The organism is Streptomyces sp. NPDC093510 (genome assembly GCF_040683555.1).
Taxonomy (GTDB): domain Bacteria; phylum Actinomycetota; class Actinomycetes; order Streptomycetales; family Streptomycetaceae; genus Streptomyces.
Genome location: NZ_JBFBEE010000003.1, coordinates 334,111 through 358,353, shown reverse-complemented (window position 1 = coordinate 358,353; position 24,243 = coordinate 334,111). Strand labels below are relative to the sequence as shown.

Below are 24,243 nucleotides of genomic sequence, written 5' to 3'. Positions count from 1 at the left end.
CGAGGAACGTGGACATGTCCTGGAAGAACAAGGTCAGCTGCCGGATGCACGGGTGGCAGCACGCCCGCCGGGCGTGGAAGTCCGAATGGGCGGAGGCCGAGCCCGCCCGGCGCGCCAAGAAGAAGGCGGGCGAGATCCCCCCGCACGAGTTCGGCCCGCCCAACGGCTTCGCCCTGCTGCCCTGGCTGCTCATGGGCATGGGCGCCTTCTCGCACCTCCTCCAGGGCAAGACCCCCAACCCGTGGATCGCGGGCGTGGGGCTGCTCGCCTTCAACTCCCTCTACATCGCCGTCGTATTCCGCGCCTTCGACAAGGAGAAGCGCACCGCACCCGCCACTCTCCGGGCCCTCGGCGCCCTGGCCGCGCTCACCATCGCCCTCGCCGCGGGCTACGGCGGCAACTGGCTGATGTTCTTCCCCCTCCTCGGCCTCGCCACCGGAGCCGTCGTACGGGGGCGCGGCCTCGGCCCTGTCGGCCTGGGCCTGAGCACACTCGCCGGCGTCATCGGCGGCTTCCGGGACGGCTGGGGCGCGGTGACCATCGCCTACGGCACGTTCCTCTCCACCATGGTGACCGCCGCGATCCTCTCCCTGTCCGAGGCCGTCCGCGAACTCCGCGACACCCGCGAGGAACTGGCCCGCGCCGCCGTCGAGAAGGAACGCCTCCGCTTCTCCCGCGACCTGCACGACCTGCTCGGCCACACGCTCTCCGTGATCGTGGTGAAAGCGGAGGCCACCCGCCGCCTGGCCCCTCGCGACCTGGACGCGGCGCTCGGCCAGGTCGCCGACATCGAATCCGTCGGCCGTCAGGCGCTCACCGAGATCCGCGAGGCCGTCACCGGCTACCGCGAGGGCAGCCTCGCCACGGAGCTGGACCGGGCCCGCGATCTGCTCGGCGCGGCGGGCATCGAATCGGTCGTACGCCAGTCGGGGCCGCCCCTCTCCCCGCAGACCGCGGCGCTCCTCGGCTGGGTGGTCCGCGAGTCCGCCACCAACGTCGTACGCCATTCCGGCGCGGCCCACTGCGAGATCGAGGTCACCGGCACCTCCGAACAGACCCGCCTGGTCATCACGGACGACGGCGGCGGGACGAACGCCTCCCCCGACCCGGCATCGACCCCGGGCACGCCCTCAGGCACATCGAGCACACCAGGCACACCAGGCGCACCGGGCGTATCGGGCAGCGGCCTGAAGGGCCTGGCCGAGCGCCTCGCCGCGGCGGGCGGCTCCCTCACCTCCGGCCCGTCCCCCCGCCCGGGCCACCCGGGCTTCCGCGTCACGGCCGTCCTCCCGTCCACCGAAGCCGACCCGGCCCCGACCCCGCCTCCGACGCCGGCTTCGACTTCGGCACCGACTCCGACTCCGACCTCGGGTCTCTCCTAACCCTCCTCCGCACCTGACCGGTCGTCACGGAGGGTGCCGTCAGCCTCGGGCGTTGGCGTTGCCGAAGGAGTCGTAGAGGGTGGTGCCGGAGTCCAATGGAGGCGCCCAGGAGGGCGAGCGCGGCGATCAGGGTCGTCGTGGCGGCACGAAGCAGGACAGACACGTGAACGGCCCCCGTTTGCGGGCTGAGTCCCATCAGCCTGTGCGCAAGCTTTCGCGGGCGCTGCTCCGCGAGACCGGACGGGCCCCGGCGACCGGCACGCACTCTCGGGGTCGGCTTCCGCCGCTTCGGCCACGGACGCGACGCGACCGCGCCGCCCTGCCTCAACAGACCACCACCCATACCCTTTTCCCCGTGAACGAGATGCCGCAGGACCGCCGCCCGGGAAAGTCCATCAGAGTTCTCCTCGCCGAGGACCAGGGCATGATGCGAGGCGCGCTCGCCCTGCTGCTCGGGATGGAGGAGGACATCGAGGTCGTCGCGCAGGTCGGGGCGGGCGACGAGATCGTCGACGCGGCCTTGACCGCCCGCCCGGACGTGGCACTGCTCGACATCGAGCTGCCGGGCCGCAGCGGACTGGACGCCGCGGCCGACCTTCGCGAGGAGTGCCCCGACTGTCGTGTCCTCATCCTCACGACCTTCGGCAGGCCGGGCTATCTGCGCCGTGCCATGGAGGCGGGCGCGGTCGGTTTCCTGGTCAAGGACGGGCCGGTCGAGGAGCTCGCCGAAGCGGTCCGCCGGGCACTGCGGGGCGAGACGGTGATCGACCCGGCACTCGCCGCGGCCGCGCTGAGTGCGGGGCCGAGCCCCCTTACCGGCCGTGAGGCGGACGTCCTCAAGGCCTCCGTGGACGGCGCCACGGTCGCCGACATCGCGGGCAAGCTGCATCTGTCGGAGTCGACCGTACGGAACTATCTGTCCGCCGCGATCGGCAAGACGGGGACTCGGAACCGGATGGAGGCGGTGCGGGAGGCCCGGCAACAGGGCTGGCTGTGAGCGCCGCACGTGCGGGCGGCGCAGTGCGGGGCGGCCTGCGCGGTGCAGGGCAGCCTGCGCGGTGCAGGGCAGCCTGCGCGGTGCAGGGCAGCGGCGCGGTGCGGGTGCGGGCCGCGCAAAGCGGGCCTCTCCGTGCAGGTGCGGGCCGCCGCGCCGCGAACTGCCGCCCCACCCGGTGGAAGCCACCCCGGGCAGTGCCCCGCCCCACCCAGTAGAAGCCGCCCCGCACCACACGCCCCCGTCCAGGGCCTGTCTGACAATTCGCGTCGTTTCCCGGAGCGCGGCAGACGGGAATTGGCATACAGGCCCTGGTTGCCTGCGCCCGGCCGTTCGGTGCGGGCGGGGGATGCGTCGTCGGGCCTCTTGGGCGTGGGTCTGGGGCGGGCATGGTGCCCAGCCGGTTTCCATGCTCGCGCGGGAGCCGGCTGGGGCGCGCTCGCTACCAGCCTGTCATAGCGGCGCCGAGCGCTATGGGTGCGGCGACGAGTGCCAGCAGCTTGATCTGTAGGGCGCGGTCGGCTCTCCTCGCCGTGAGCCGGGTCGCGACGAACGCGGCAACGACGCCTAGCGGGAAGAGGATTGTGAGGCATTCGCCTACATCAGGGGGCGATCCGCCGATGTGTGCTGCGACCCACGAACCGAAGTAGCCGGTGATTATGGCGAAGAGGGTTTTGTCGGCGCTGAACCACTTGCTCTCCATGTGGGCGACGATCGGCCCAAAGCCAGCTCCTGTGGCACGCTTCCGGATGGCTGTGATCATGCATGCGACCAGGAGAGCGGCTGCCCCGCATAGGAATGTCCAGCGCAGAGCCTCTGCCAGGGTGTTCACCGGCTCCCCTTACCAGCAGTTCTTGATGACGCCGTCGACTCCCAGGAATCCGATGGCTATGGCGCCCATACCGGCGCCAGCCTCTTCGAAGACGTCCCTGATGCCCTGCTTGAATGTTTTACCCTTCTTCTTTGCGCTGCGGATCTTGTTGACGATCTTTTTGATGCCGCCGAGCTTGTCGATCGCCTTCTTCATCTTGTAGATCTTGGCGACAGCGAAGATGTTGGAACCGATAGCTTGAAGGATTCCCGCCGCACACTTGGGGGCGCTGAAGGCTCGGGTCGCCGCGGCTTCGCTGCCGCCGGCGGCCAGCTCCTTCTGCAGCCACTGCTGCGTGGCCTCCTGCCCCTTCTCCAGGACATCGTCGGGGATGGCGTCGACGACGGCGAAGGCTTTCTCGATTCCTGCGAGGACTTCGTCTTCGGAGCCAAGTTGTTCCAGTTGGTCGTCTTCCAGGCTGAGCCTGTCGGTGGCCAGCTGGGAGGTCTGGGCTGTGAGCGCCTTCGACTGGCTGCTGTCGAGGGCCGCCACAGCGTTTGCGGTGCCGACGCCGGCTACGGCTACGGCTCCTGCGACGGCTGCAGAGATGACGGTGGTGCGGATACGCCAGCTCTTACGGTTCACGTTTAGCCTTTCGTGCGTACTGTGCGCGCGATGGGTCCCCGTGAAACGTCGGGGTCCGCAAACCGTATGGCTTCACAGAGTCTCCTCGCGCACTAAGTGGCCCTCGAACGAGTGAGCTTGCATCACCGAGGGAGAGCAGCCCGGAGACTAATGCGCTTTTAAATGAGACGCAAAGGAAGAAGGGTTTTCCTACCACCCTTACCTGACGCGACATCGACTAACGAAAGGGGCCCCCTATCACGGAGGCTTGAATGCTAACTGCGCGTCGCGAATGGTGTTTTGCGTGGGGCTGACGTGGTGGTGCCATCCGCGCCAGGTGCGGCCCTCCAAGTGCGCCAGCCCCAGGCCGCCTTTGAGCTCGCGGTAGTCGCGCTCGATGCGCCAGCGGAGTTCTGTCCGTCGTGCTCACGCCCGGCAACGTTCACGATGCCACCACGCTCGGTCAGGTCCTCGACGGCGCCGGGGCATCCAGTTCCGCGCGATTGCGACGCGGTTCGACAAGCTCGCTGTCCGCTACCACGCCGGGCTCGTCAGGCTCTAGGGCCTGCTCGGAGTCGTGATCAATGTGCTCGGGTTCTGTGCCCTGAGTGCCGCTTGGGCTGGTAGAACGCTTGTGTGGCACGACGTGAACTCAGTGATGATGAGTGGCAGTTGGTCGAGCCGTTCCTGCCGATAGGGCGCTACGGCCCCTACCCGGAGCGCCTGCGTGAGCAGTTCGAGGGGGTGATCTGGCGGTTCCGTACGGGCAGTCAGTGGGGGGAGATGCCGCCGGAGTTCGGATCGTGGTCGACGGTCTATGACCGCTTTGCTCAGTGGCGGAACTCCGGCGTCTTCGAGGCCCTGATGGAGGGCATGATCGCGGAGACCGCCCGGCGCGGGCAGGCGGAGCTGTCCCTGGTCAGCGTCGATTCCACGGTGGCTCGTGCCCACCACGACGCAGCGGGAATGCGGGTGAGTGACGATGTCCTCACCTCATTGGAGGAGACCGTCGATCGAACAAAGGGGGCGTGCGAAAGCGGCAAAAGGAGCGGGATGTGGCTCAGGGAGAGGAAGAGGATGCCGACCGGACTGAGCGGCGGCGCATCCGGCGCCGACGCCGCGCGAGGCTCAAGGCGGCGGCGTTGGGGCGCTCTCGCGGCGGGCTGACCAGCAAGGTTCATCTGGCATCCGACCGGCGTTGCCGCCCGCTGGCCTTCGTGGTGACCGAGGGACAGACCGCCGACAGCCCCCGGTTCATCCCCGTCCTGGAGAAAGTCAGGGTCCGCGGCCCAGTGGGCCGTCCTCGTACCCGGCCCGACGCAGTCTCGGCGGACAAGGCCTACTCGTCCCGCGCGAACCGCGCCTACCTGCGGAAGCGGCAGATCAAAGCGGTGATCCCGGAAAAGACCGACCAAGCAGCGAACCGCAGGAAACGCGGAAGCATGGGCGGGCGCCCGATCTCCCACGACGCCGAGCTCTACCGGGAGCGCAACACCGTGGAGCGGCTGATCAACAAGATGAAGGCGTGGCGGGGCGTGGCCACACGCTACGACAAGACGCCGGGCAGTTATCTGGCCGGGCTTCAACTGCGCGGCTCGGTCATCTGGATACGCAGCCTCCGCCCCACCACATGATCATGGCCAGGGCATGCCCAGGGCCGGCACCGAAGGTGAGGGGGATTCTCAACTTCTCAACTGCCGGGGAGAAAGCCCAGCACCTTCTGGAGGTCGCCAGGCCCCTGGTAGTGCACACCAGTCATCCCAAGCGCGGTGGCGGCCTCGACGTTCTTCAGCAAGTCGTCCACGAACAGGCACCGGTGGGCGGCGACTCCGGCTCGCTCGGCTGCGATTTCGTAGATCTCCCGATCGGGCTTGGCCACCCCCACCCGTGCACTGCTGACGACATGGTCCGCGAGATCCGCCAGCCCCATCGCCTCAAGATCGCGCTCCAGCTCCAGGGTCGCGTTGGTTACCAGGACCACGGGCATGTGTCCTCGCAGCCGGCGCAGCAGGGCCACCACCACGTCGTCGGCCCGGAACGGCGCATCGGCAAGCGCCACCGCCAACTCACGGGCCTGCGCCTGCGGGACCTTGTCGGAGAGCGCCGACGCGATGGAGTCCACCCATTCCTCTTCGGTGATCTTGCCGAGGAGGAGCGGCAGGTCCACTTCAGGGGCGTAGGCCACCCTTGCGGTGATGCCCTCGGTCACTCCCACTGCACGCTCCAACTCGGCCAGCGGAGTCAAGTCGTAGAAGCGGATCACGTTGTCGAGGTCGCACAGCACCGCGTCAAAGGGCCTGCTGGATATCTCGGAAGCCGTCACCGCCCATGCATACCACAGCCCTCAATTGCTACCAGATCACGACTCCGAACAGGCTCTAGTCCTCCTGCACCACCGTCACCACCTCGTCCCCGTCATAGAGGTGCACCGACACCAGCTTGCCCTTGGGGGACGGTTCGGGTTGCTGGCGTGTGAACCACAAGTACGCGGAGCCTGCGGCCTTGCGGAGTTCGGGCTCGGTCGTGCCGTTCTCGTACTCGAACTCGAGGCGGTCCGTCTTCGGGCCGACGTGGCCGACCGTGAGCTCGCGGCCCTTCACCTCGAACTCCACCGAGGCGAAGCCCATGCCGTCGTCGCCGCCCGGCTTCTTGTCCTGGAGGCCGAAGGAGGCGACCTTCTCCTTGCCGTCGGCTCTGACGACGACCGCGAACCAGGGCTGGTGGAAGTTCGGGACGGGGTCGGTCGTCCGCTCGTCCCACAGGCCGGCCTCCGTCATCGCCTTCTTCTGGCCGCGCGCCTCCTCGTCGTCGCGCGGGGCGCCCCACATCTGGAGCTCCACCCGGGCCACCCGGGTGCCGGAGCTGTCCCTGATCTCGGTCAACGGGGTGAACTGCGGGGTGTACACATGGCGGTCCCGCACCGAGTCGCCCCGTGATGCCGCCCGGGTCTGGTCCTTGCCGTCCACCACGGCGAGGGCCAGCGAACCCGTGGAGCCGGCGAACGTGACGGCCGCCAGGGCACTGATCACCCAGCGGCGCGTCTTCCTGCGCCGGCCGCCGCGCAGCACCGCCTCGAACGGGACCGTGCCGGTCTCGACCGCGTCCGCCACGTCGGCGAGGCGTTGGGTGATGTCGCTGTGCGCGGCGGTGTCGAGCTGCGCCGGGTCCTGGTCCCTGGTCATTGCTTCTCCCCTCGGCTTCCGACCTTCTCGGTCAGTGCGGGTATGGCGCGCAGCTTGGCGATTCCCTTGGCGGCATTGCTCTTCACGGCGCCGACCGAGCAGCCCATAGCCTCGGCGGTCTGGGTCTCGCTGAGGTCCTCCCAATACCGCAGGACGACCGCTTCTCGCTGGCGGACGGGCAGCTGGGCGAGGGCATGCAGCAGCGCCGCGCGGTCGTCCGCCTGCGCCATGCGGTCGCCGTGCTCCGGCCTGTCGAGCACCGGGGCCGCGTCCTGCACGGACAGGAACTCCTTGAGCTTCCGGCGGTGTCTGCGCGCATGAAGGTTGATCATGATCCGGCGCACATACGCGTCCGGGTCGCCCGCCGCGCTGACCTTCCGCCAGGACACATACGTCCGCTCCAGGGACGACTGCACCAGGTCCTCTGCCGCGTGCTGCTGTCCGGTGAGAAGAAACGCCGTGCGCATCAGCTGCGACCAGCGGGCGGTGACAAACCCCTGGAAGTCACCGTCGAACCCACCGCCGAACCCACCGCCGCACTCACCGTCCACGGTCTGTTTTCGCTCCCCCATGAATGCCTCCTTGCACATTGGAGTCCATGAGGGCCGCAAACCGTTGCCTCACCCTGTGAGGAACTCCTGCCTCACCCCTGTGAGGAACTCCGCTGCCGCGGCATCCACAGGAGCAGCACCACGACGCCCGCCAGCAGAATGCACCCGCTCGTCCGGAACGCCATCGCGTATCCGTCGGTGAGCGCCTGCCGCGACGCCGAGCCGTTCATCTGCGCTGCCGCCACCGTGGACAGCACCGCGAGGCCGAGCGCGCCGCCCATGGTGCGGGAGGTGTTGACCAGGCCGGAGACGAGTCCCGCGTCGCCCGGCCGGGCGCCCGACGTGGCGAGCGAGGCGAGCGGTGTCGTGGCGAGGCCCGCGCCGAGCATCATCACCATGCCGGGCAGCAGGATCGAGGTGACGTACGCCCCGTCGACCGTCATCATCATCGACTGCCAGCCGAAGCCCGCGGAGGCGACGAGGATGCCGATCACGGAGACGTTCTTCGCGCCCAGCACCGGCATCAGGCGGGGTGCGAGCATCGAGCCGAGGACGACGGTGAGCGAGGACGGCATGAGGGCGAGGCCCGCCTTGAGCGGGGAGTAGCCGAGGACGTTCTGGGTGTAGAGCGTCATGAACATCCACATGGCGAACATGCCGGCGCCGCACACGAACATCGCGGCGTTCGCGGCCGACACCGTCCGTACCTTGAACAGCTTCAGCGGCATCAGCGGCATTTTCGTGCGCGCCTCCACCACGAGGAAGGCCACGAGGAGCGCGAGCCCGGCCGCCAGCGGCACCAGGGTCGCCGCCGCCGTCCAGCCCTTCTCCTCGGTCTGCACGATGCCGTACGCGAGGGTGGCGAGTCCGGCGGTGACGAGCACCGCGCCCGGCACGTCCAGGCGGCGCGTCCGGTCGGCCCTGCTCTCGGTGAGCCAGGCCAGGCCGGCGACGATCACCAGGGCGCCGACCGGCACGTTGATCAGGAGCACCCAGCGCCAGGAGAGCAGGTCGGTCAGGACCCCGCCGACAAGCCCGCCCGCCGCGCCGCCGCCCGCGCCGACCGCCGACCAGACGCCGATCGCCCTCGCCCGCGCCGCGCCCTCGGGCACCGCCGAGGTGAGGATGGTCAGGGTCGACGGCGCGAGGACCGCGGCGCCGAGGCCCTGCACGGCCCGTGCCGCGAGCAACTGCCATTCGGCCTGCGCGAGGCCGCCGCCGAGCGAGGCGGCGGTGAAGAGGCCGAGCCCGACGAGGAACATCCGCTTGCGTCCGAAGAGGTCGCCCGCTCGTCCGCCGAGCAGCATGAAGCCGGCGAAGGCTATGGAGTACGCGTTGACGACCCACTGCAGGCCGATGGCGCTCATACCCAGGTCGGACCGCATCGACGGCAGCGCGGTGTTCACGACGGACACGTCGAGGACGACCAGGAACTGGCCCGCGCAGGCGGTCAGCAGGACCGCCCACACCGGGACGGACCTTTTCGGCGAGGCGGGGGCCGGGGTATGGGTAGGGGCAGAGGTAGGGGCGGGGGCGGACACGGGAGCCGAACCGGCTGTGTAAGTGGTGGAGGGCGTCTGGACCATGACAGCCATCCTCTCAAGCGAGACTCGAGCGACGCATCGGGAATTCGCGCCCTCTGTCCTGGGCCGACAGGCCTAGGTCCAACGCCCCCCGTAAGGGGGGCAGGGAACCCGCCCCCCGTAAGGGGAGCAGGGAGACCCGCCCCCCGTAAGGGGAGCAGGGAACCCGCCCCCCTACCTGCGCAGGAGCGTCACCACCGCCGCCCCGCCGAGACCGATGTTGTGCGCGAGTCCTACCCGCGCCCCCTTCACCTGTCGTGCCGCCGCCTCTCCGCGCAGCTGCCAGGTCAGCTCGGCGACCTGCGCGATGCCCGTCGCGCCGAGCGGATGGCCCTTGGAGATGAGGCCGCCGGAGGGGTTCACCACCCACCGTCCGCCGTACGTCGTCGCGCCGCTCTCGACGAGTTCTCCCGACTCGCCGGGCGCGCACATGCCGAGTGCCTCGTACGTGAGGAGTTCGTTGATGGAGAAGCAGTCGTGCAGTTCGACGACGTCCACGTCCTCGATGCCGAGCCCCGACCTCTCGTACACCTGGCGTGCCGCCTCGCGCGACATGGGCTGTCCGACGGCGTCGACGCACGACCCGGAGGCGAAGGACTCGCCGGTGTCGGTGGTCATGGCCTGGGCGGCGATCTCCACCGCGCGCCCGGCGAGGCCGTGCCGTGCCACGAACCGTTCGGAGACGACGACCGCCGCCGCCGAACCGTCCGACGTCGGGGAGCACTGGAGCTTGGTGAGCGGCCGGTGGATGGTCCTGGCGGCGAGGACCTCGTCGACGGTGTACGCGTCCTGGAACTGGGCGTAGGGGTTGTGCACCGAATGCCGGTGGTTCTTGGCGCCGACCGCCGCGAGCTGTGCCTCGGTCGTGCCGTGCTTCTCCATGTGCTCGCGGGCCGCGTTGCCGAAGATCTGCGCGGTGGGCGGGGTCATCTCGAAGCCGTGCCGCTCGGCCATGATCCCGTAGTGCCGGGCGACGGGTGACGTCGCGAAGTCGCCCTCGCCCCCTCCGCCCAGCGCCCCGCGCGTCATCTTCTCGAAGCCGAGCGCGAGCACGCAGTCGCTCAGGCCGCCCTCCACGAACTGGCGCGCCATCATCAGCGCGGTCGATCCGGTCGCGCAGTTGTTGTTGACGTTGTAGACGGGGACGCCGGTCAGGCCGAGTTCGTAGACGGCGCGCTGGCCGGCCGTCGAGGCCTGGAAGCAGTGGCCGACGGGGACCTGCTCGACCTGGTCGTACGAGATACCGGCGTCCTCCAGTGCCTTCGTGCCCGCCTCCTTCGCCATGTCCCAGTACTGCCAGTCGCGCGTCTCGGGCTTCTCGAACCTGGTCATCCCGACACCGACGACGTACGCCTTCATGAGGGTCCTTCCAGTCATGGGATCAGTCACGGGGCAGGCCCAGGATGCGTTCGGCGACGACGTTGAGCTGGACCTGAGTGGTGCCGCCCGCGATCGTCAGGCAGCGCGACATCAGGAAGCCGTGCAGCGCCCGCTCCCCCGGGCCCTCGCGCACCGCGCCCGCCGCGCCGAGGAGTTCGAGGGCCAGTTCGGCGACCTTCTGCTGGTGCGGGGTCTGGACGAGTTTGCGTATGGCGGCGCCCGCGCCCGGCTCCGCGCCCGCCACCTGCCGGATGGTGGTGCGCAGCCCGATGCAGGCGAGTGCGTGTGCCTCGGCGGCGAGCGCCCCGACGCGTGCGCGGTGCGCGCCGTCGAGTTCACCGGCGCGTGCGATGAGCGCTTCGAGCCCGGTGTCGAACGCCACCTGGTCGGCCATGTGGACGCGTTCGTTGCCGAGCGTGTCGCGGGCGACCCGCCAGCCGTCGTCGATCTGTCCGACGACGGCGTCCTCGGGGAGGAGCACGTCGTCGAAGTACACCTCGTTGAAGAGGGAGTCGCCGGTGATCTCCTTGAGGGGGCGGATGTCGATCCCCGCGGCGTTCCTCATGTCGACGAGGAAGTACGTGAGGCCCTTGTGCTTGGGCGCCGACGGGTTCGTACGGGCGAGGAGGATGCCGTGGTCCGCCCACTGGGCGGCGCTCGTCCACACCTTCTGGCCGTTGACGAGCCAGCCTCCCTCGACGCGTTCGGCCCTGGTGCGCAGGGACGCGAGGTCGGAGCCCGCGCCCGGCTCGCTGAAGAGCTGGCACCAGAGCAGTTCACCGCGCAGGGTCGGCGCGAGGTAGCGCTCGCGCTGCGCGTCGGTGCCGTACGCGATGAGGGAGGGGATCACCCACGTCGCGATGCCGAGGTCGCCGATCTTCACCCCGGCGGCCTTCAACTCCTCCTGTACGACGAGTTGTTGGATGGGACCCGCGCCCAGTCCGTACGGTTCGGGGAGGTGCGGGGCCGCGTAACCGGTGGGGGCGAGTGCCTTGCGCGCCTCGGCGGGGGCGAGTCCGCGGGCGGGGGCGATCGCCGCCCGGGCCCGGACCCGGTACGCCTGCGCGTCGGCCGAGGCCTCCGCCGGCAGGTGCAGGCGCAGTTCGCGCCGCGCGCCGCCCTCGGCGAGCCGCACGGCACGCAGCCTGTGCGCGTCGCCGGCGCCGAGCAGCTGCCGCGCCACGACCGCCCTGCGCAGATACAGGTGGGCGTCGTGTTCCCAGGTGAAGCCGATGCCGCCGAGGATCTGCACGCAGTCCTTGGCGCAGGAGTACGCGGTGTCCAAGGCGGTGCCCGCGGCGAGGGCGGTGACCAGGCCCCGTATGTCCTCCGGCAGGCCGGGGTCGTCCGCGGCGCGGGCCGCGTCCCAGGCCAGGGCGCGGGCCTGCTCGACGCGGACCAGCATGTCGGCGCAGAGGTGCTTGATGCCCTGGAACTGTCCGATGGGGCGCCCGAACTGCTCGCGCACCTTGGCGTGTTCGGCCGCGGTGTGCAGCGCCCACGCCGCGGTGCCGCACGCGTCGGCGGCCAGTACGGCGGCCGCCAGGTCGCGGACGGCCGCGGAGTCCACGGCGAGCGTCCGTTCCGCGGGGACGTGGACGGCCCGTGCGCTCACTTCGGCGGTGGGCCGCGTCGGGTCGGCGCTCTCGTGGGTACGTACGGTCAGGGCGTCGGCGTCGACGGCCAGCCACACGGGGCCCGTCGCCGACGCGGCGGCCAGCACGAGCAGGTCCGCCTCGCCGCCGGAGAGGACGGGCGGCGCCGTGCCGTCGAGGATGTGCCCGTCGGGTACGGAGACGGCGGTGAGGGTGCCCGTGTCCAGGGCGACGGCTCCGATGCGGGCACCGGCGGCCAGGTCGGCGACCAGCGCGTGCGCGCCCGCGCGGCGCAGCACCAGCGAGGTGAGGGAGCTCGCCGCGAAGGGGCCGGGGAGCGCGGCCCGCGCCGCCTCTTCGAGGACCACGGCGAGGTCGAGGAGGTCCCCGCCCCCGCCGCCGTACTCCTCGGGCAGATGGACGCCGAGGAGGCCCTGCCCGGCGAGTCCGTCCCAGTGGGCGGGCCTGCCGTCGCCGGGGGCGGGGCCCTTCCCGTCCGTGCGGAGCCGGGGGGCCGGGGCGGTGTCGAGCAGCCGGCGTGTCTCCTCGGGTGGCGCGGCGCGGGCGATCCAGCCGCGCACCGCCGACGCCAACTCCCCCTGCTCCCGCGTGATTCCGATTCCCATCGCGATCTCCCTGCGCATCCTCGCCGGTGGCAGCTGCCGGGACGGAGGCAGAGTAGAACACGTTTCAATCTGACGGAAGGTCAGGTCGTGGTCGGATCGTGGTCAGATCGCGGTCGGATCGCGGTCGGATCAGGCCCGGATCGGAGCCGGACGCCCTCCGCGCTTGACGACTCGGTTAACAGAAGGTCAAGAGTTCCCCTCGTACGACATCCGTCGGAATAGTCGCCCCGGGATACAGGTTCGAGCTACACGTACTCCTGCCGAGCTCTCTACCTCCCCGGAGGCCCCAAGCAATGTCGATGTCGACGACCCACCCACGCGGTACACGCGGAGTCGTCCCCGTACTCGCCTTCTCCGGCATCGTCGTCGCGGTGATGCAGACCCTGCTCGTCCCGGTCATCAAGGACCTGCCGGCCCTGCTGGACACCTCGCCGTCGAACGCCACCTGGGTCATGACGTCGACCCTGCTCGCGGGCGCCGTATCCACGCCGATCATGGGCCGCCTCGGCGACCTCTACGGCAAGCGGAAGATGCTGCTCACCAGCCTCGCCGTGATGATCGTCGGCTCGCTGATCTGCGGCTTCACCGACGATCTGATCGTGATGATCGTGGGCCGCGCGCTCCAGGGCTTCGCCATGGGCGCCATCCCGCTCGGCATCGGCCTGATGCGCGACGGCCTGCCCCGCGAGAAGCTCGGCTCCGCGATGGCCCTGATGAGCTCCTCCATCGGTGTCGGCGGCGGCCTCGCGCTGCCCGTCGCCGCGCTCACCGCGCAGCACGCCGACTGGCACGCGCTGTTCTTCGGCGCGGCGGGCCTCGGCGCGCTCTCCATCCTCCTGACCCTCGTCTTCGTCCCGGAGAGCCCGGTCCGCGCCGAGGGCACCTTCGACGTGCTCGGCGCGCTCGGCCTCTCCGCGGGCCTCGTCCTCTTCCTCCTCCCCATCACCAAGGGCAGCGACTGGGGCTGGAGCTCGCCCACCACGCTCGGCCTCTTCGGTGCCGCGGCCGTCGTCCTCGTCCTGTGGGGCGTGATGGAGCTGCGCCTGAAGGCCCCCCTGGTGGACCTGCGCACCACCGTCCGCCGCTCGGTGCTCTTCACCAATCTCGCCTCGATCATGGTCGGCGTCGCGTTCTACGCCGTCTCGCTCGTCCTGCCGCAGCTGCTCCAGCTGCCGACCGCCACCGGCTACGGCCTCGGCCAGTCGATGGTCGTCGCGGGTCTGTGCGTGATGCCGCTCGGCCTGACGATGATGTTCACCGCCCCCGTCTACGCCCGCCTGTCGGCGAAGTACGGCCCCAAGGTCACCCTCATCCTCGGCATGCTGATCATCACGATCGGCTACGGCGCCGGACTCGGCCTGATGAGCGCCGCCTGGCAGACCGTCGTCATCGCGGTGCTCCTCGGCGCGGGCATCGGCCTCGCCTACTCCTCGCTGCCCGCGCTCATCATCGGCTCGGTCGACGCGTCCGAGACCGGCGCGGCCAACGGCCTCAACACCCTGATGCGCTCGATCGGCACGTCGGTGTCGAGCGCCGTGATCGGCATGGTCCTGGCCAACACCGCGGACCACGTCGGGGGCGTCGCCGTGCCCACCATGCACGGCTTCCGCGTCTCGTTCCTGATCGCCGCGGGCGCCGTCGTCGTCGGTCTGCTCTTCGCCCTCATGCTGCCCTCCGCACGCCGCTCCGCCACCACGCAGCTGCGCGCGAGCAGCGAGGAGGACGCCAACCTGAAGCGCGCCACCGAGGCGCTCGCCGGCTTCCACGGCCAGGTCCGGGACGCGGACGGCACGCCCGTGCCCCGCGCGAAGGTGACGCTGATCGACCGCAGGGGGCGCCAGGCGGGCGCGGCCCTGACGGACGACGGCGGGCGGTACGAACTCGCCGTGCCCGGTGACGGTTCGTACGTCCTGGCGGTGCGGGCCCTCGGCCACGGGCCGCTGGCCTCGGCGGCCGCCCACCCGGGCCAGGACCGCCCGGTCCTGATGGACCTCGCGCTCCCGGCCGAGAGCGACGTCCCGGCCTGACCGGCCCACGGGAGCCCTCCCCCGGGACGCCGGGACGTCGCTGGAAGGCCCGTCGGCATGCCGCGCAGCGCGGTGTGCCGACGGGTCTTTCGCACATCCCCTCCTGACACCCCTGACACCCCTGACACCCCCTGGCACCCCCCGCCCCCGGGCCGTTCGCGCCGTGCGGCAGCATGGGCGGCCCCCGCACACCCCGTCCGACCAGGAGGAACCCATGGCCGCGCAGCCGACGCCCACCCCCGTACCGGCCCCGGCACCAGCACCAGCACCAGCACCGGCACCGACACCGGCACCGGAAGTCCTGGCCGCCTTCGAGGCCGCCAAGGGCTTCATGCCGCGTGACGAGGGGCTCGCGCTGTACGCGGCCGCGACGGAAGCCGCGACGCTCGGCCTGCCCCTCCTGGAGGTCGGCACGTACTGCGGCCGCTCCACGATCCTGCTGGCCGACGCGGCCCGGCGGGCCTGCGTCGCCGCGATCACCGTGGACCACCACCGCGGCAGCGAGGAGCAGCAGCCCGGCTGGGAGTACCACGACCCGGAGACGGTGGACCCCGAGATCGGCCGGATGGACACGCTGCCCACCTTCCGCCGCACGCTGCACAGGGCCGGCCTGGAGGACCACGTGATCGCGGTCGTCGGACGCTCGCCGCAGGTGGCGAAGGCGTGGGGCGGCGCGCTCGGCCTCGTCTTCATCGACGGCGGCCACACGGACGAGCACGCCACGGCCGACTACGAGGGGTGGGCGCCGCACGTCGCGGAGGGCGGGCTGCTCGTGATCCACGACGTGTTCCCCGACCCCGCCGACATCATGACCGGGCAGGCGCCGTACCGCGTCTACCTCAGGGCCCTGGAGTCCGGGGCGTTCACCGAGGTCGCGGTGGCGGACTCGCTGCGGGTGCTGCGGCGGACGGGGCCGGGGATCTGACCTCAACGGCAGCGAGGGGCCCGGCCTCGCGGATAGGCTCGCCCTCGTGTCGTACGTAGGTCCGGAATTCGATCCCTCCCAGCCGCCCCGGCGCAGCGTCCGCCGACCGCTGACGGTGGCCGCCGCCGCGCTGGTGCCGACCTGTCTGGCGGGCTACCTCGTCTACCAGGCGACGAGCGGGCCCGACGGGAACGAACCCGCGAGATCGCTGCCGGCCTCGTCGAGCGCGTCCGCCGACCGGGACGCGCCGTCCGGCTCCTCGTCGTCCCCCTCCGGGACCGGCGACCCCGGCAAGGACGGGAAGCACGACAAGGGCGACAAAGACGACAAGAACGACAACGACGGCAAGGGCCGGGACGCCGACGACAACGATTCGGCCACGAAGCCGTCCGGTGGCCGTCCCGCCGCGAACGGCCCCCTCAAGGGCAAGGTCGTCGTGATCGACCCCGGGCACAACCCCGGCAACTTCCGCCACGCGTCGGAGATCAACCGCCAGGTCGACATCGGGACGAACCGCAAGGAGTGCGATACGACGGGCACGTCCACCAACCACGGCTACACCGAGGCGAAGTTCACCCTGGACGTCTCGCACAGGTTGCGGACGCTGCTGCAACAGCAGGGCGCCACGGTCAAGTTCACGCAGGACGGCGACCGCCCGTGGGGGCCGTGCGTCGACGAGCGCGCCCGGATCGGCAACAAGGCGCACGCCGACGCGGTGGTCTCCATCCACGCCGACGGCTCGGGCGCGGGCAACCGCGGCTATCACGTGATCATGCCGGGCAAGGTGCGGTCGGGGTCGGCCGACACCTCGGCGATCGTCGCGCCCTCCAAGGAGCTGGGCGAGCGCATCGCCGGAAAGTTCGTGAGCGCGACGGGCAGCGCCCCCTCCAACTACATCGGCGGCGGCACCGGCCTCGACACCCGCACGGACCTCGGCGGCCTCAACCTCTCCACGGTCCCCAAGGTGTTCATCGAGTGCGGGAACATGCGGGACGCGAAGGACGAGGCCCTGCTGACGAGCCCCGCGTGGCGCCAGAAGGCGGCGCAGGGGATTTCGGAGGGAATCGCGGGGTTCCTGCGGAAGTAGGGGCGTAAGTGGAAGTGAACGTCTTCGCCATGAAGCGTGCACGTCTTTATCCCGAGCAGACACCCCGCACGTCCGGACGATATTGTCCTCCCTACGATGAGGGGCCACCCCCGCGCTACGCGCACCGCGACACGACCGCGACCACTGCGACAGCGACGCCTCCACTGACGAGACGACTGACGAAGGACCTGAAGTGAATTTCCGCTCCCTCACTCGAGGCGACGGCGTGGTGATCGGAGCAGCGGTGTTGCTCTTCATCGCCTCGTTCCTCGACACCCTGGACATCGAAGGCGCTCCCAGTGACAAGCTGCCGAACGCCTGGGAAAACGGCAACCTGCTGCTGAGCGTGTACCTGCTCGGCATCATCGGTGCGGCACTCATCGTCGTCGGCCGCGCGCTGCCGCAGCCGCGCAAGGTCGTGGGCCTGGACCTCGGCCAGCTCGGTGTGGCCTTCGCCATCGCCGCTGCCTGGAGCTCGCTCGGTGCGATCTTCGACGTCGACCAGTCCTACCACTTCTTCTTCGAGGCCTACGGCGGCCGTAGCGCCGAGGGGCCCGACGCCGGTGTCGGCCTCATCCTCGGCCTGATCGCCGCCCTCGTGCTCGCCGCCGGTGCGGTTGCCGGGCTGATCGTTCCCGCCCTGAAGGGTCCGCTCATGGGCGCCCCGAAGCCGATGGCCCCGCAGCCCTACGGCGGTCAGCCGCAGGGTGGCTACGGCTACCCGGGCGCCGGTGCGGGCCAGCCGCAGCCGGGTGCGCCCTACGGCGCCCAGCCGGGCCAGCCCGGTCAGCCGCAGGGCCAGTCCTTCGGCGGTCAGCCGCAGCCGCAGGCCGGGCAGACCCCGCCGCCCGCGCAGGCGCAGCCCGCCGGTGACTTCTCGCCGTTCTGGTTCGCCGTGCCGGTGCCGCGTCCGCTGTACGCGGAGGACGGCTCGCCCACGCCGATCGCCGAACTGGCGCCGGGCACCTGGTACCTGGCCGTCGAGCAGCGCGGTCCCGGCCTGGTGGCCCAGACGCAGGACGGCCGTCGCGGTGTGCTGCAGGACACCACGGGGATCCAGCGCGGCTGATCCCACGCACTCGCGGTACCGCGGCCCCTCGCCCTTCCGGGCGGGGGGCCGTTGTCGTACAGTCCCTCCCCTACGGACCCCATCTGACACACCGTCAGTTCACCAGGGAGGCAGGCCTATGCGGCTCGGGCTCGCACTCGGTTACTGGGGGCGCGGCCCCGACCCCGGGCACGTCGCCCTCGCCCAGGAGGCCGAGCGGCTCGGCTACGACTCCGTGTGGACCGCCGAAGCCTGGGGCTCGGACGCCTTCACACCGCTGACCTGGATCGCCGCCCAGACCTCCCGCATCAGGCTGGGGACGGCCGTCGCACAGATGGCGGCGCGCTCCCCCGTCACCACCGCCATGCACGCGCTCACCCTCGACCACCTCTCCGGCGGGCGGATGATGCTCGGCCTCGGGCTCTCCGGGCCACAGGTGGTGGAGGGCTGGTACGGGCGGCCGTTCCCGAGGTCGCCGCTGACCGCGACGCGCGAGTACGTCGAGGTGATCCGGCAGGTCCTGCGGCGCGAGGGCCCCGTGGAGGTCGCGGGCCGCTTCCACTCCCACCCGTACAACGGCCCGGACGGCACCGGGCTCGGCAAGGCCCTCAAGCCGATCACCCACCCCCTGCGCGCCGACCTGCCGGTGCTGCTCGGCGCCGAGGGGCCCAAGAACATCGCGCAGACGACCCGGATCGCGGACGGCTGGCTGCCGCTGTACTGGTCGCCGCTGCGGACCGATGTGTACGAGGCGTCGCTCACCGACGTCCCCGAGGGGTTCCTCATCGCCCCCATGGCACGGGCCAAGGTGTGCGACGACGTCGGCGAGGGCCTGCTGCCCGTCAAGGCGATGCTCGGCTTCTACATCGGCGGGATGGGGCACTCCGCCCGCAACTTCCACGCCGACCTGATGGCGCGCATGGGGTACGGGACCGAGGCGCGGCGCATCCAGGAGCTGTTCCTCGCGGGGCGCAGGGAGGAGGCGGTCCTCGCCGTGCCCGACGCCTTCGCCGACGAGATCTCGCTGGTCGGGCCGCGGGCGCGGATCGCGGAGCGTCTTGAACTGTGGCGCAAGGGTCCGGTGACGGATCTGCTGGTGCTCGCCCCGGACCCGCACACCCTGCGGGTGCTCGCCGAACTCAACGCGTGACGTCCGGCGTCCGTGCCGCTCAGCCCTTGGACAGCTCGCCCGCCGACGGCACCTTGTCCTTGACCTCGGCGCCCGCGCTGCTGCCCGCGCCCTTGACGTCCTTGATGATGTCGTCGAAGGAGTTCACGACCGAGTCCGTGCCCTCGCCCTTGCGGAGCTTGGACGGGAGGTCCTTCAGGGCGTCGATGCCGGACGTCAGCGGGGCCACCGCCTTGGAGAGGGTGGGGTCGCCCTTCGCGTTCTTCGTCGCGGCCTTCAGCCTGTTGTACGTGAACGCGCCCGCGAGGCCCGCCTTGACCAGGGCGAACTTGCGGCCGTTGGCGCCCTTCTTGAACTTGCCCGCGCGGTACGGCTTCACGATCCACTGGTAGGTCGCGCCCGCGGCAAGGCCGGCGTTGGCGACGAAGCGGGTCTTGGCGAACTTCTGCTTCTCGGCGCTGCTGCTGGCGGACGGTGCCGACGCGGCGGCGGTGTCCTCACTGCTGCCGCCGCAGGCCGTCGCTCCGGCCAGCAGGGTGCAGCAGAGCGTGAGGGAGACTCCGGCTCGGCGGACGGTTACGGGGCTGGGCACGGCGGGGCCTCCAGGCGTGGGCTGAGCGGCGCGCGGGAGCGCGCGGACCTGCTCGCACCCTCACCCGGCCCGCCGTGCCCCGCCACCGGGGTGGACCCGAACGGGTTTCGAACGGCGGCTTCCCCGGTACCCGGACGCCATGTCTCCCACGCGGAACTCCCACGGCAGCACCGCGGCACGGGTCATCGCGCTCGTCGCCGACATCATGGCCGCCATCCTCGGCCTGTGGATCCTGATGTACCTGCTGGACGCGAACCGCGCCAACGACCTCGTCCAGTTCATCCACGACGTGGCCCGCTGGCTGGCAGGCTGGTCCCACGACTTGTTCACGTTCGATGAGAACTGGGCCAGGGTGGTCGCGGGCTACGGCCTCGCCGCAGTCGTCTACCTCTTCATCGGCCACGCCGTCGCGAACCGCCTGCGCCGCTACTGAAGCACATACCCGCCCCACAGCAGACCGGTCACACGACCCGGGGGCCCGGGGGGCACCCCCGGAAAGACACAGCACGTTCGATGAGAACTGGGCCCGAGTCGTCGCCGGCTACCTGTTCATCGGCCACGCAGTGGCGAGCCGCCTGCGCCGTTACTGAGGCGACTGCTCGGGCGGCTCGCAGCAGTCCGGGTCCAGGCCCCGCGGCAAGTGCTCCCCCGAGAAGACCGCGCAGGTCGCCTCGTCGCCGCCCAGGGCCGCGACGGCGAGCAGGAGCGATCCCGCCGTCCAGGTGGTGAGTTCCTCGGGCCAGATCGCCTTGTCGTCGAAGACGTAGCCCGTCCAGTACAGGCCCGACGCCGGGTCGCGCAGGTGCTGGATGGACTGGAGGATCTCCAGGGCGCGGTCCGACTCGCCCAGCACCCAGAGGGCGAGGGCGAGTTCGGCGCTCTCGCCGCCGGTGACCCAGGGGTTCGGGTCCACACAGCGCACTCCGAGGCCGGGGACGACGAAGCGGTCCCAGCTCTCCTCTATGCGGGACTTGGCCTCCGCGCCGGTCAGCGCGCCGCCGAGGACCGGGTAGTACCAGTCCATCGAGTAGCGGTCCTTGTCGAGGAAGCGCTCGGGGTGGCGGCGGATCGCGTGCGCGAGGGCGCCGGCCGCCAGCTCCCAGTCGGGCTGCGGCTCGTCGCGCTGCTCCGCGATGGCGAGGGCGCAGCGCAGCGCCTGGTGGATGGAGGAGGAGCCGGTCAGGAGCGCGTCGGTGACGGGCGTGCCGTCGTCCTCCCGCTTCCAGCCGATCTGGCCGCCCGGCTGCTGCAGCGCCAGGACGAACTCGACCGCGGCGAGGACGGCGGGCCACATGCGGTCCAGGAACGCCTCGTCGCCGGTGGTGAGGTAGTGGTGCCAGACGCCGACCGCGAGGTACGCGCAGAAGTTGGTCTCGCGGCCGCGGTCGGTGACGTCGTGCGGGTCGCCGTCGGCGTACGCCGCGTACCAGGAGCCGTCGGGGTTCTGGTGGCGTGCGAGCCAGTCGTAGGCGCGCTCGGCGGCCGCGTGCTCGCCCGCCGCGTCCAGTGCCATGGCTGCCTCGGTGTGGTCCCACGGGTCGAGGTGGTGCCCGCGGAACCACGGGAGGGCGCCGTCATCGCGCTGGACGGCGAGGATGCCGCGTACCGTCGCCGTGGCCTGATCGGCCGTCAGGACGCCGGGCAGGACGAGGTGTTCGGTCCGCTCCGGGCTCGTCACTTGGCGGCCGCCGCGGCGTCGGCGGGGGCTGCGGCGTCGGCGGGCAGGTGGGGCTTGGTCGCGTACGCCACGAAGCTCTTGCCGACCACGGGGTTCAGGAGCTGCTCGGCCACCCGCGTCGCGAGGGGCTTCTTCATGATGTCCCAGACCAGGAGCTTGTGGTACGCGCGCACCGGCAGCGCCTTGTCGTTGTCGACGCCGAACGCGCACTTCAGCCACCAGTACGGCGAGTGCAGTGCGTGCGCGTGGTGGGTGCCGTACGGCTTGAGGCCCGCCTCCCGCATGCGTTCGAGGAGTTCGTCCGCCTTGTAGATGCGGATGTGGCCGCCCTCGACCTCGTGGTAGGCGTCGGAGAGGGCCCAGCAGACCTTCTCCGGGCCGTAGCGCGGGACGGTCACCGCGATGCGGCCGCCGGGCTTGAGGACGCGGACCATCTCCGCGAGGACACCCTTGTCGTCGGGGATGTGCTCCATGACCTCGGAGATGATGACGACGTCGAACGAGGCGTCGGGGAAGGGGAGGTTGAGCGCGTCGCCCTCCATCGCGGTGGCGGTCGCGCCCGCCGGTGCCTCACCGGCCTCCTTCATCGCGGCGAACCACTTGGCGACCTCGCGGATTTCCTCGGCGTTCTGGTCGAGGGCCACCACCTGCGCGCCGCGCCGGTAACACTCGAAGGCGTGCCGGCCCGCGCCGCAGCCCAGGTCGAGGACGCGGTCGCCCGCGGCGAGCGGGAAGCGGGTGAAGTCGACGGTCAGCATCAGCGATGGCTCCCGGAGTGCGTCGAGTACGTCGTGGTGGCCGCGGCGGCGCGGCCGGGGTTCGTGGCCGCGGAGCGGGCGATGGCCTCGCGGTAGCGGTCTGCGGTGCCCTTGGCGGCCTGGGCCCAGGTGAACTTCGCCAGGACGCGTTCGCGTCCCGCGGCGCCGAGTCGCGCCCGCAGCCCCGCATCGCCGAGCAGCCGGCCGAGACCGAGCGCCAGTGCCCCCGCGTCGCCGGGCGGGACCGCTAGGCAGGTCTCGCCGTCGGGGCCCGCGACCTCCGGGATCGCGCCGCCGGTGGTGGCGAGGAGCGGAGTGCCGGTGGCCATCGCCTCCGCCGCGGGCAGCGAGAACCCTTCGTACAGCGAAGGAACGCAGGCGACCTGCGCCGAGCGGACGAGGTCGACGAGTTCGGCGTCGGTGATGCCCTTGACGAACTCGATGGCTCCTTCGAGGCCGTAGCGCTCGATGGCCTGGGCGACGGGTCCGTCCTCGGCGCGCTTGCCGACGACGATGAGGTGGGCGCCGGGGTGCTCGGCGCGGACCTTGGCGAGCGCCTCGACGAGGTGGACGAGGCCCTTGAGCGGGACGTCGGCGCTGGAGGTGGTGACGATCCGTCCCGGCACTTCGGGGACGGCCGGGTCCGGTGAGAAGAGGCCGGTGTCGGCGCCGATGTGGACGACGTCGATACGGTCCTCGCGCACCCCGAGGTGGTCGATGATCTCCTGGCGGGAGGTGCCGGAGACGGTGAGGACCGAGGGCAGGCGGCGCGCGACGCGCTTCTGCATGCGGGTGAACGCGTACCAGCGGCGGACGGAGGCGCGGCGCTTCCAGTCGGGCGCGGCGTCCAGCTCCAGCTGCCGGTCGACGGTGATGGGGTGGTGGATGGTGGTGACGAGGGGCGCGCCGAGGTCGCCGAGCAGGCCGTACCCGAGGGTCTGGTTGTCGTGGACGACGTCGAAGTCGCCTCGCCGGGCGCGCAGGTGCCGTCGGGCGCGCAGGCTGAAGGTGACGGGTTCGGGGAAGCCGCCGGTCCACATGGTCGCCACTTCGAGGGCGTCGACCCAGTCGCGGTACTCGCCGCGCTTGGGGGTGCGGAAGGGGTCGGGCGAGCGGTAGAGGTCGAGGCTGGGCACCTCGGTGAGCTTGAGGTTCTCCAGCCCCGCACCCTCGTCCAGGACGGGGTAGGGCTGTGCGCCGATCACTTCGACGCTGTGGCCGAGCCGGGCGAGTTCGCGCGAGAGATGGCGTACGTAGACGCCCTGTCCCCCGCAGAACGGGTTCCCTTTGTACGTGAGGAGAGCGATGCGCAACGGGCGCTCGCCGTCGCCGCCAGAGCCCTTTCGGGGGCCCGCCTCCATGGCCTCAGCGGTCACTCTCGGCCCCCTTCTCCCTGCAGTTCTCCGCGAGGTTACGCCGGGACGGTAATCTAGAACAAGTTTCAGACTTGATCGCTGAATGATCGCTGAACGAGCTTTGAATCTACCGGCAGGTAGGCGAGGTGTAAGGCCCGGATCAGGTGATTCGCGCCACGACAGGCTCCCTGCCATGCTGTGCGATCTCGCGAGGCGTTTTCGGAGGGGCATCGACATGACAGCGGAAGTCAAGGCGGCGAACCCTGCGGCGCCGGCCCTCACCGAGCGCCAGGAGGCGCGCCGCCGCCGCATCCTGCACGCAAGCGCCCAACTGGCCAGCAGGGGCGGCTTCGACGCCGTGCAGATGCGGGAGGTCGCCGAGGCCGCCGGTGTCGCCCTCGGCACCCTCTACCGCTACTTCCCCTCCAAGGTCCATCTGCTGGTCGCCACCATGCAGGACCAGCTGCAGCACATGCACACGACCATCAGGAAGCGCCCGCCGGCCGGCGAGACGCCCGCCGAGCGGGTCGCCGAGACGCTGATGCGCGCCTTTCGCGCGTTGCAGCGCGAACCGCATCTGGCGGACGCGATGGTGCGGGCCCTGACCTTCGCGGACCGTTCGGTGAGCCCCGAGGTCGACACGGTCTCGCGGCTGACGACGGCGATCATCCTGGACGCGATGGGCCTGACGGAGACGCCGACCGCCCAGCAGCTGTCCGCCGTGCGGGTCATCGAGCACACCTGGCACTCGGCGCTGATCACCTGGCTCTCCGGCCGGGCCTCGATCGCCCAGGTGAAGATCGACATCGAGACGGTGTGCCGGCTCATCGACCTTACGGCGGAGTCCCGTACGTAAAGAAGTCCCCCGCCCGTCTGCGCACGGGGGGCGCACAGTCGTATGGCAAATGCGCCCCCT

The 24,243-nt window shown here is 70.9% G+C and carries 21 protein-coding genes and 1 pseudogene; 10 read left to right on the top strand and 12 right to left on the bottom strand.

Going from position 1 to position 24,243, the window contains the following annotated elements; all coding sequences use genetic code 11:
- Positions 1 to 14 precede the first annotated feature (14 nt).
- Positions 15 to 1,382 (top strand): sensor histidine kinase, encoded by a 1,368-nt coding sequence (locus AB0N81_RS06365; RefSeq protein WP_365356162.1) that lies wholly within the window; start codon positions 15 to 17, stop codon positions 1,380 to 1,382.
- A gap of 364 nt (positions 1,383 to 1,746) precedes the next feature.
- The gene (locus tag AB0N81_RS06360; protein WP_365356390.1) at positions 1,747 to 2,379 is read left to right on the top strand and encodes a response regulator transcription factor; all 633 of its coding nucleotides are present in this window, start codon (positions 1,747 to 1,749) and stop codon (positions 2,377 to 2,379) included.
- A 439-nt stretch (positions 2,380 to 2,818) separates the two neighbouring features.
- Here the strand turns inward: AB0N81_RS06360 and AB0N81_RS06355 are convergent, their stop codons facing one another.
- Together AB0N81_RS06355 and AB0N81_RS06350 are read right to left on the bottom strand one after the other, a co-directional pair.
- Positions 2,819 to 3,208: a hypothetical protein gene (locus tag AB0N81_RS06355; protein WP_365356161.1), complete on the bottom strand. Its 390-nt coding sequence runs from the start codon at positions 3,206 to 3,208 to the stop codon at positions 2,819 to 2,821.
- A gap of 9 nt (positions 3,209 to 3,217) precedes the next feature.
- The gene (locus tag AB0N81_RS06350) at positions 3,218 to 3,832 is read right to left on the bottom strand and encodes a hypothetical protein (RefSeq protein ID WP_365356159.1); all 615 of its coding nucleotides are present in this window, start codon (positions 3,830 to 3,832) and stop codon (positions 3,218 to 3,220) included.
- Between the two features lie 615 nt (positions 3,833 to 4,447).
- Between AB0N81_RS06350 and AB0N81_RS06345 the strand changes: the two are divergent.
- Positions 4,448 to 5,445: pseudogene (locus tag AB0N81_RS06345) on the top strand (IS5 family transposase).
- Between the two features lie 56 nt (positions 5,446 to 5,501).
- Here AB0N81_RS06345 and AB0N81_RS06340 read toward each other — a convergent pair.
- The 6 genes from AB0N81_RS06340 to AB0N81_RS06315 form a co-directional block, all read right to left on the bottom strand.
- Positions 5,502 to 6,134, bottom strand: a complete 633-nt coding sequence (locus tag AB0N81_RS06340; RefSeq protein ID WP_365356158.1) for an HAD-IA family hydrolase — start codon at positions 6,132 to 6,134, stop codon at positions 5,502 to 5,504.
- Positions 6,135 to 6,189: 55 nt separating this feature from the next.
- Positions 6,190 to 6,993, bottom strand: a complete 804-nt coding sequence (locus tag AB0N81_RS06335; protein ID WP_365356157.1) for a hypothetical protein — start codon at positions 6,991 to 6,993, stop codon at positions 6,190 to 6,192.
- Positions 6,990 to 7,565, bottom strand: a complete 576-nt coding sequence (locus tag AB0N81_RS06330) for a SigE family RNA polymerase sigma factor (RefSeq protein WP_365356156.1) — start codon at positions 7,563 to 7,565, stop codon at positions 6,990 to 6,992. Before AB0N81_RS06330 ends, AB0N81_RS06335 begins: the two co-directional genes overlap by 4 nt.
- Positions 7,566 to 7,636: 71 nt before the next feature.
- Positions 7,637 to 9,013 (bottom strand): MFS transporter, encoded by a 1,377-nt coding sequence (locus tag AB0N81_RS06325; protein ID WP_365356155.1) that lies wholly within the window; start codon positions 9,011 to 9,013, stop codon positions 7,637 to 7,639.
- A gap of 288 nt (positions 9,014 to 9,301) precedes the next feature.
- Positions 9,302 to 10,486 (bottom strand): lipid-transfer protein, encoded by a 1,185-nt coding sequence (locus tag AB0N81_RS06320; protein WP_365356388.1) that lies wholly within the window; start codon positions 10,484 to 10,486, stop codon positions 9,302 to 9,304.
- A 22-nt stretch (positions 10,487 to 10,508) separates the two neighbouring features.
- Positions 10,509 to 12,728: an acyl-CoA dehydrogenase gene (locus AB0N81_RS06315; RefSeq protein WP_365356154.1), complete on the bottom strand. Its 2,220-nt coding sequence runs from the start codon at positions 12,726 to 12,728 to the stop codon at positions 10,509 to 10,511.
- A gap of 293 nt (positions 12,729 to 13,021) precedes the next feature.
- Here AB0N81_RS06315 and AB0N81_RS06310 point away from each other — a divergent pair, with 293 nt between their 5' ends.
- The 5 genes from AB0N81_RS06310 to AB0N81_RS06290 all read left to right on the top strand — a co-directional run bounded on the left by AB0N81_RS06310 (position 13,022) and on the right by AB0N81_RS06290 (position 18,965).
- Positions 13,022 to 14,755, top strand: a complete 1,734-nt coding sequence (locus tag AB0N81_RS06310) for an MFS transporter (RefSeq protein WP_365356152.1) — start codon at positions 13,022 to 13,024, stop codon at positions 14,753 to 14,755.
- Positions 14,756 to 14,969: 214 nt separating this feature from the next.
- Positions 14,970 to 15,680, top strand: a complete 711-nt coding sequence (locus AB0N81_RS06305) for a class I SAM-dependent methyltransferase (protein WP_365356151.1) — start codon at positions 14,970 to 14,972, stop codon at positions 15,678 to 15,680.
- A gap of 46 nt (positions 15,681 to 15,726) precedes the next feature.
- On the top strand, positions 15,727 to 16,767 hold the full coding sequence (locus AB0N81_RS06300) for an N-acetylmuramoyl-L-alanine amidase (protein WP_365356150.1): 1,041 nt from the start codon (positions 15,727 to 15,729) through the stop codon (positions 16,765 to 16,767).
- A gap of 193 nt (positions 16,768 to 16,960) precedes the next feature.
- A complete protein-coding gene (locus tag AB0N81_RS06295) occupies positions 16,961 to 17,836 on the top strand; it encodes a hypothetical protein (RefSeq protein WP_365356148.1) in 876 nt (291 codons plus the stop codon).
- A gap of 118 nt (positions 17,837 to 17,954) precedes the next feature.
- Positions 17,955 to 18,965: an LLM class F420-dependent oxidoreductase gene (locus AB0N81_RS06290; RefSeq protein ID WP_365356147.1), complete on the top strand. Its 1,011-nt coding sequence runs from the start codon at positions 17,955 to 17,957 to the stop codon at positions 18,963 to 18,965.
- Between the two features lie 19 nt (positions 18,966 to 18,984).
- On the opposite strand, the gene AB0N81_RS06285 is transcribed toward AB0N81_RS06290, so the two are convergent.
- Complete coding sequence (locus tag AB0N81_RS06285; protein WP_365356145.1) at positions 18,985 to 19,536, bottom strand: hypothetical protein; 552 nt, start codon at positions 19,534 to 19,536, stop codon at positions 18,985 to 18,987.
- A 205-nt stretch (positions 19,537 to 19,741) separates the two neighbouring features.
- On the opposite strand from AB0N81_RS06285, the gene AB0N81_RS06280 reads away from it, so the two are divergent.
- Positions 19,742 to 19,969, top strand: a complete 228-nt coding sequence (locus AB0N81_RS06280; protein WP_365356143.1) for a hypothetical protein — start codon at positions 19,742 to 19,744, stop codon at positions 19,967 to 19,969.
- Between the two features lie 150 nt (positions 19,970 to 20,119).
- Here the strand turns inward: AB0N81_RS06280 and AB0N81_RS06275 are convergent, their stop codons facing one another.
- The 3 genes from AB0N81_RS06275 to AB0N81_RS06265 are packed head-to-tail and all read right to left on the bottom strand — an operon-like array spanning position 20,120 to position 23,348.
- Positions 20,120 to 21,214: a prenyltransferase gene (locus AB0N81_RS06275; protein WP_365356142.1), complete on the bottom strand. Its 1,095-nt coding sequence runs from the start codon at positions 21,212 to 21,214 to the stop codon at positions 20,120 to 20,122.
- Entirely contained in the window at positions 21,211 to 21,972 is a 762-nt protein-coding gene (locus AB0N81_RS06270; protein WP_365356140.1) for a methyltransferase domain-containing protein, read from the bottom strand. Before AB0N81_RS06270 ends, AB0N81_RS06275 begins: the two co-directional genes overlap by 4 nt.
- A complete protein-coding gene (locus tag AB0N81_RS06265) occupies positions 21,972 to 23,348 on the bottom strand; it encodes a glycosyltransferase family 4 protein (protein WP_365356139.1) in 1,377 nt (458 codons plus the stop codon). Before AB0N81_RS06265 ends, AB0N81_RS06270 begins: the two co-directional genes overlap by 1 nt.
- Positions 23,349 to 23,562: 214 nt before the next feature.
- Between AB0N81_RS06265 and AB0N81_RS06260 the strand changes: the two genes are divergently transcribed.
- Positions 23,563 to 24,183: a TetR family transcriptional regulator gene (locus AB0N81_RS06260; protein ID WP_365356137.1), complete on the top strand. Its 621-nt coding sequence runs from the start codon at positions 23,563 to 23,565 to the stop codon at positions 24,181 to 24,183.
- Positions 24,184 to 24,243 lie beyond the last annotated feature (60 nt).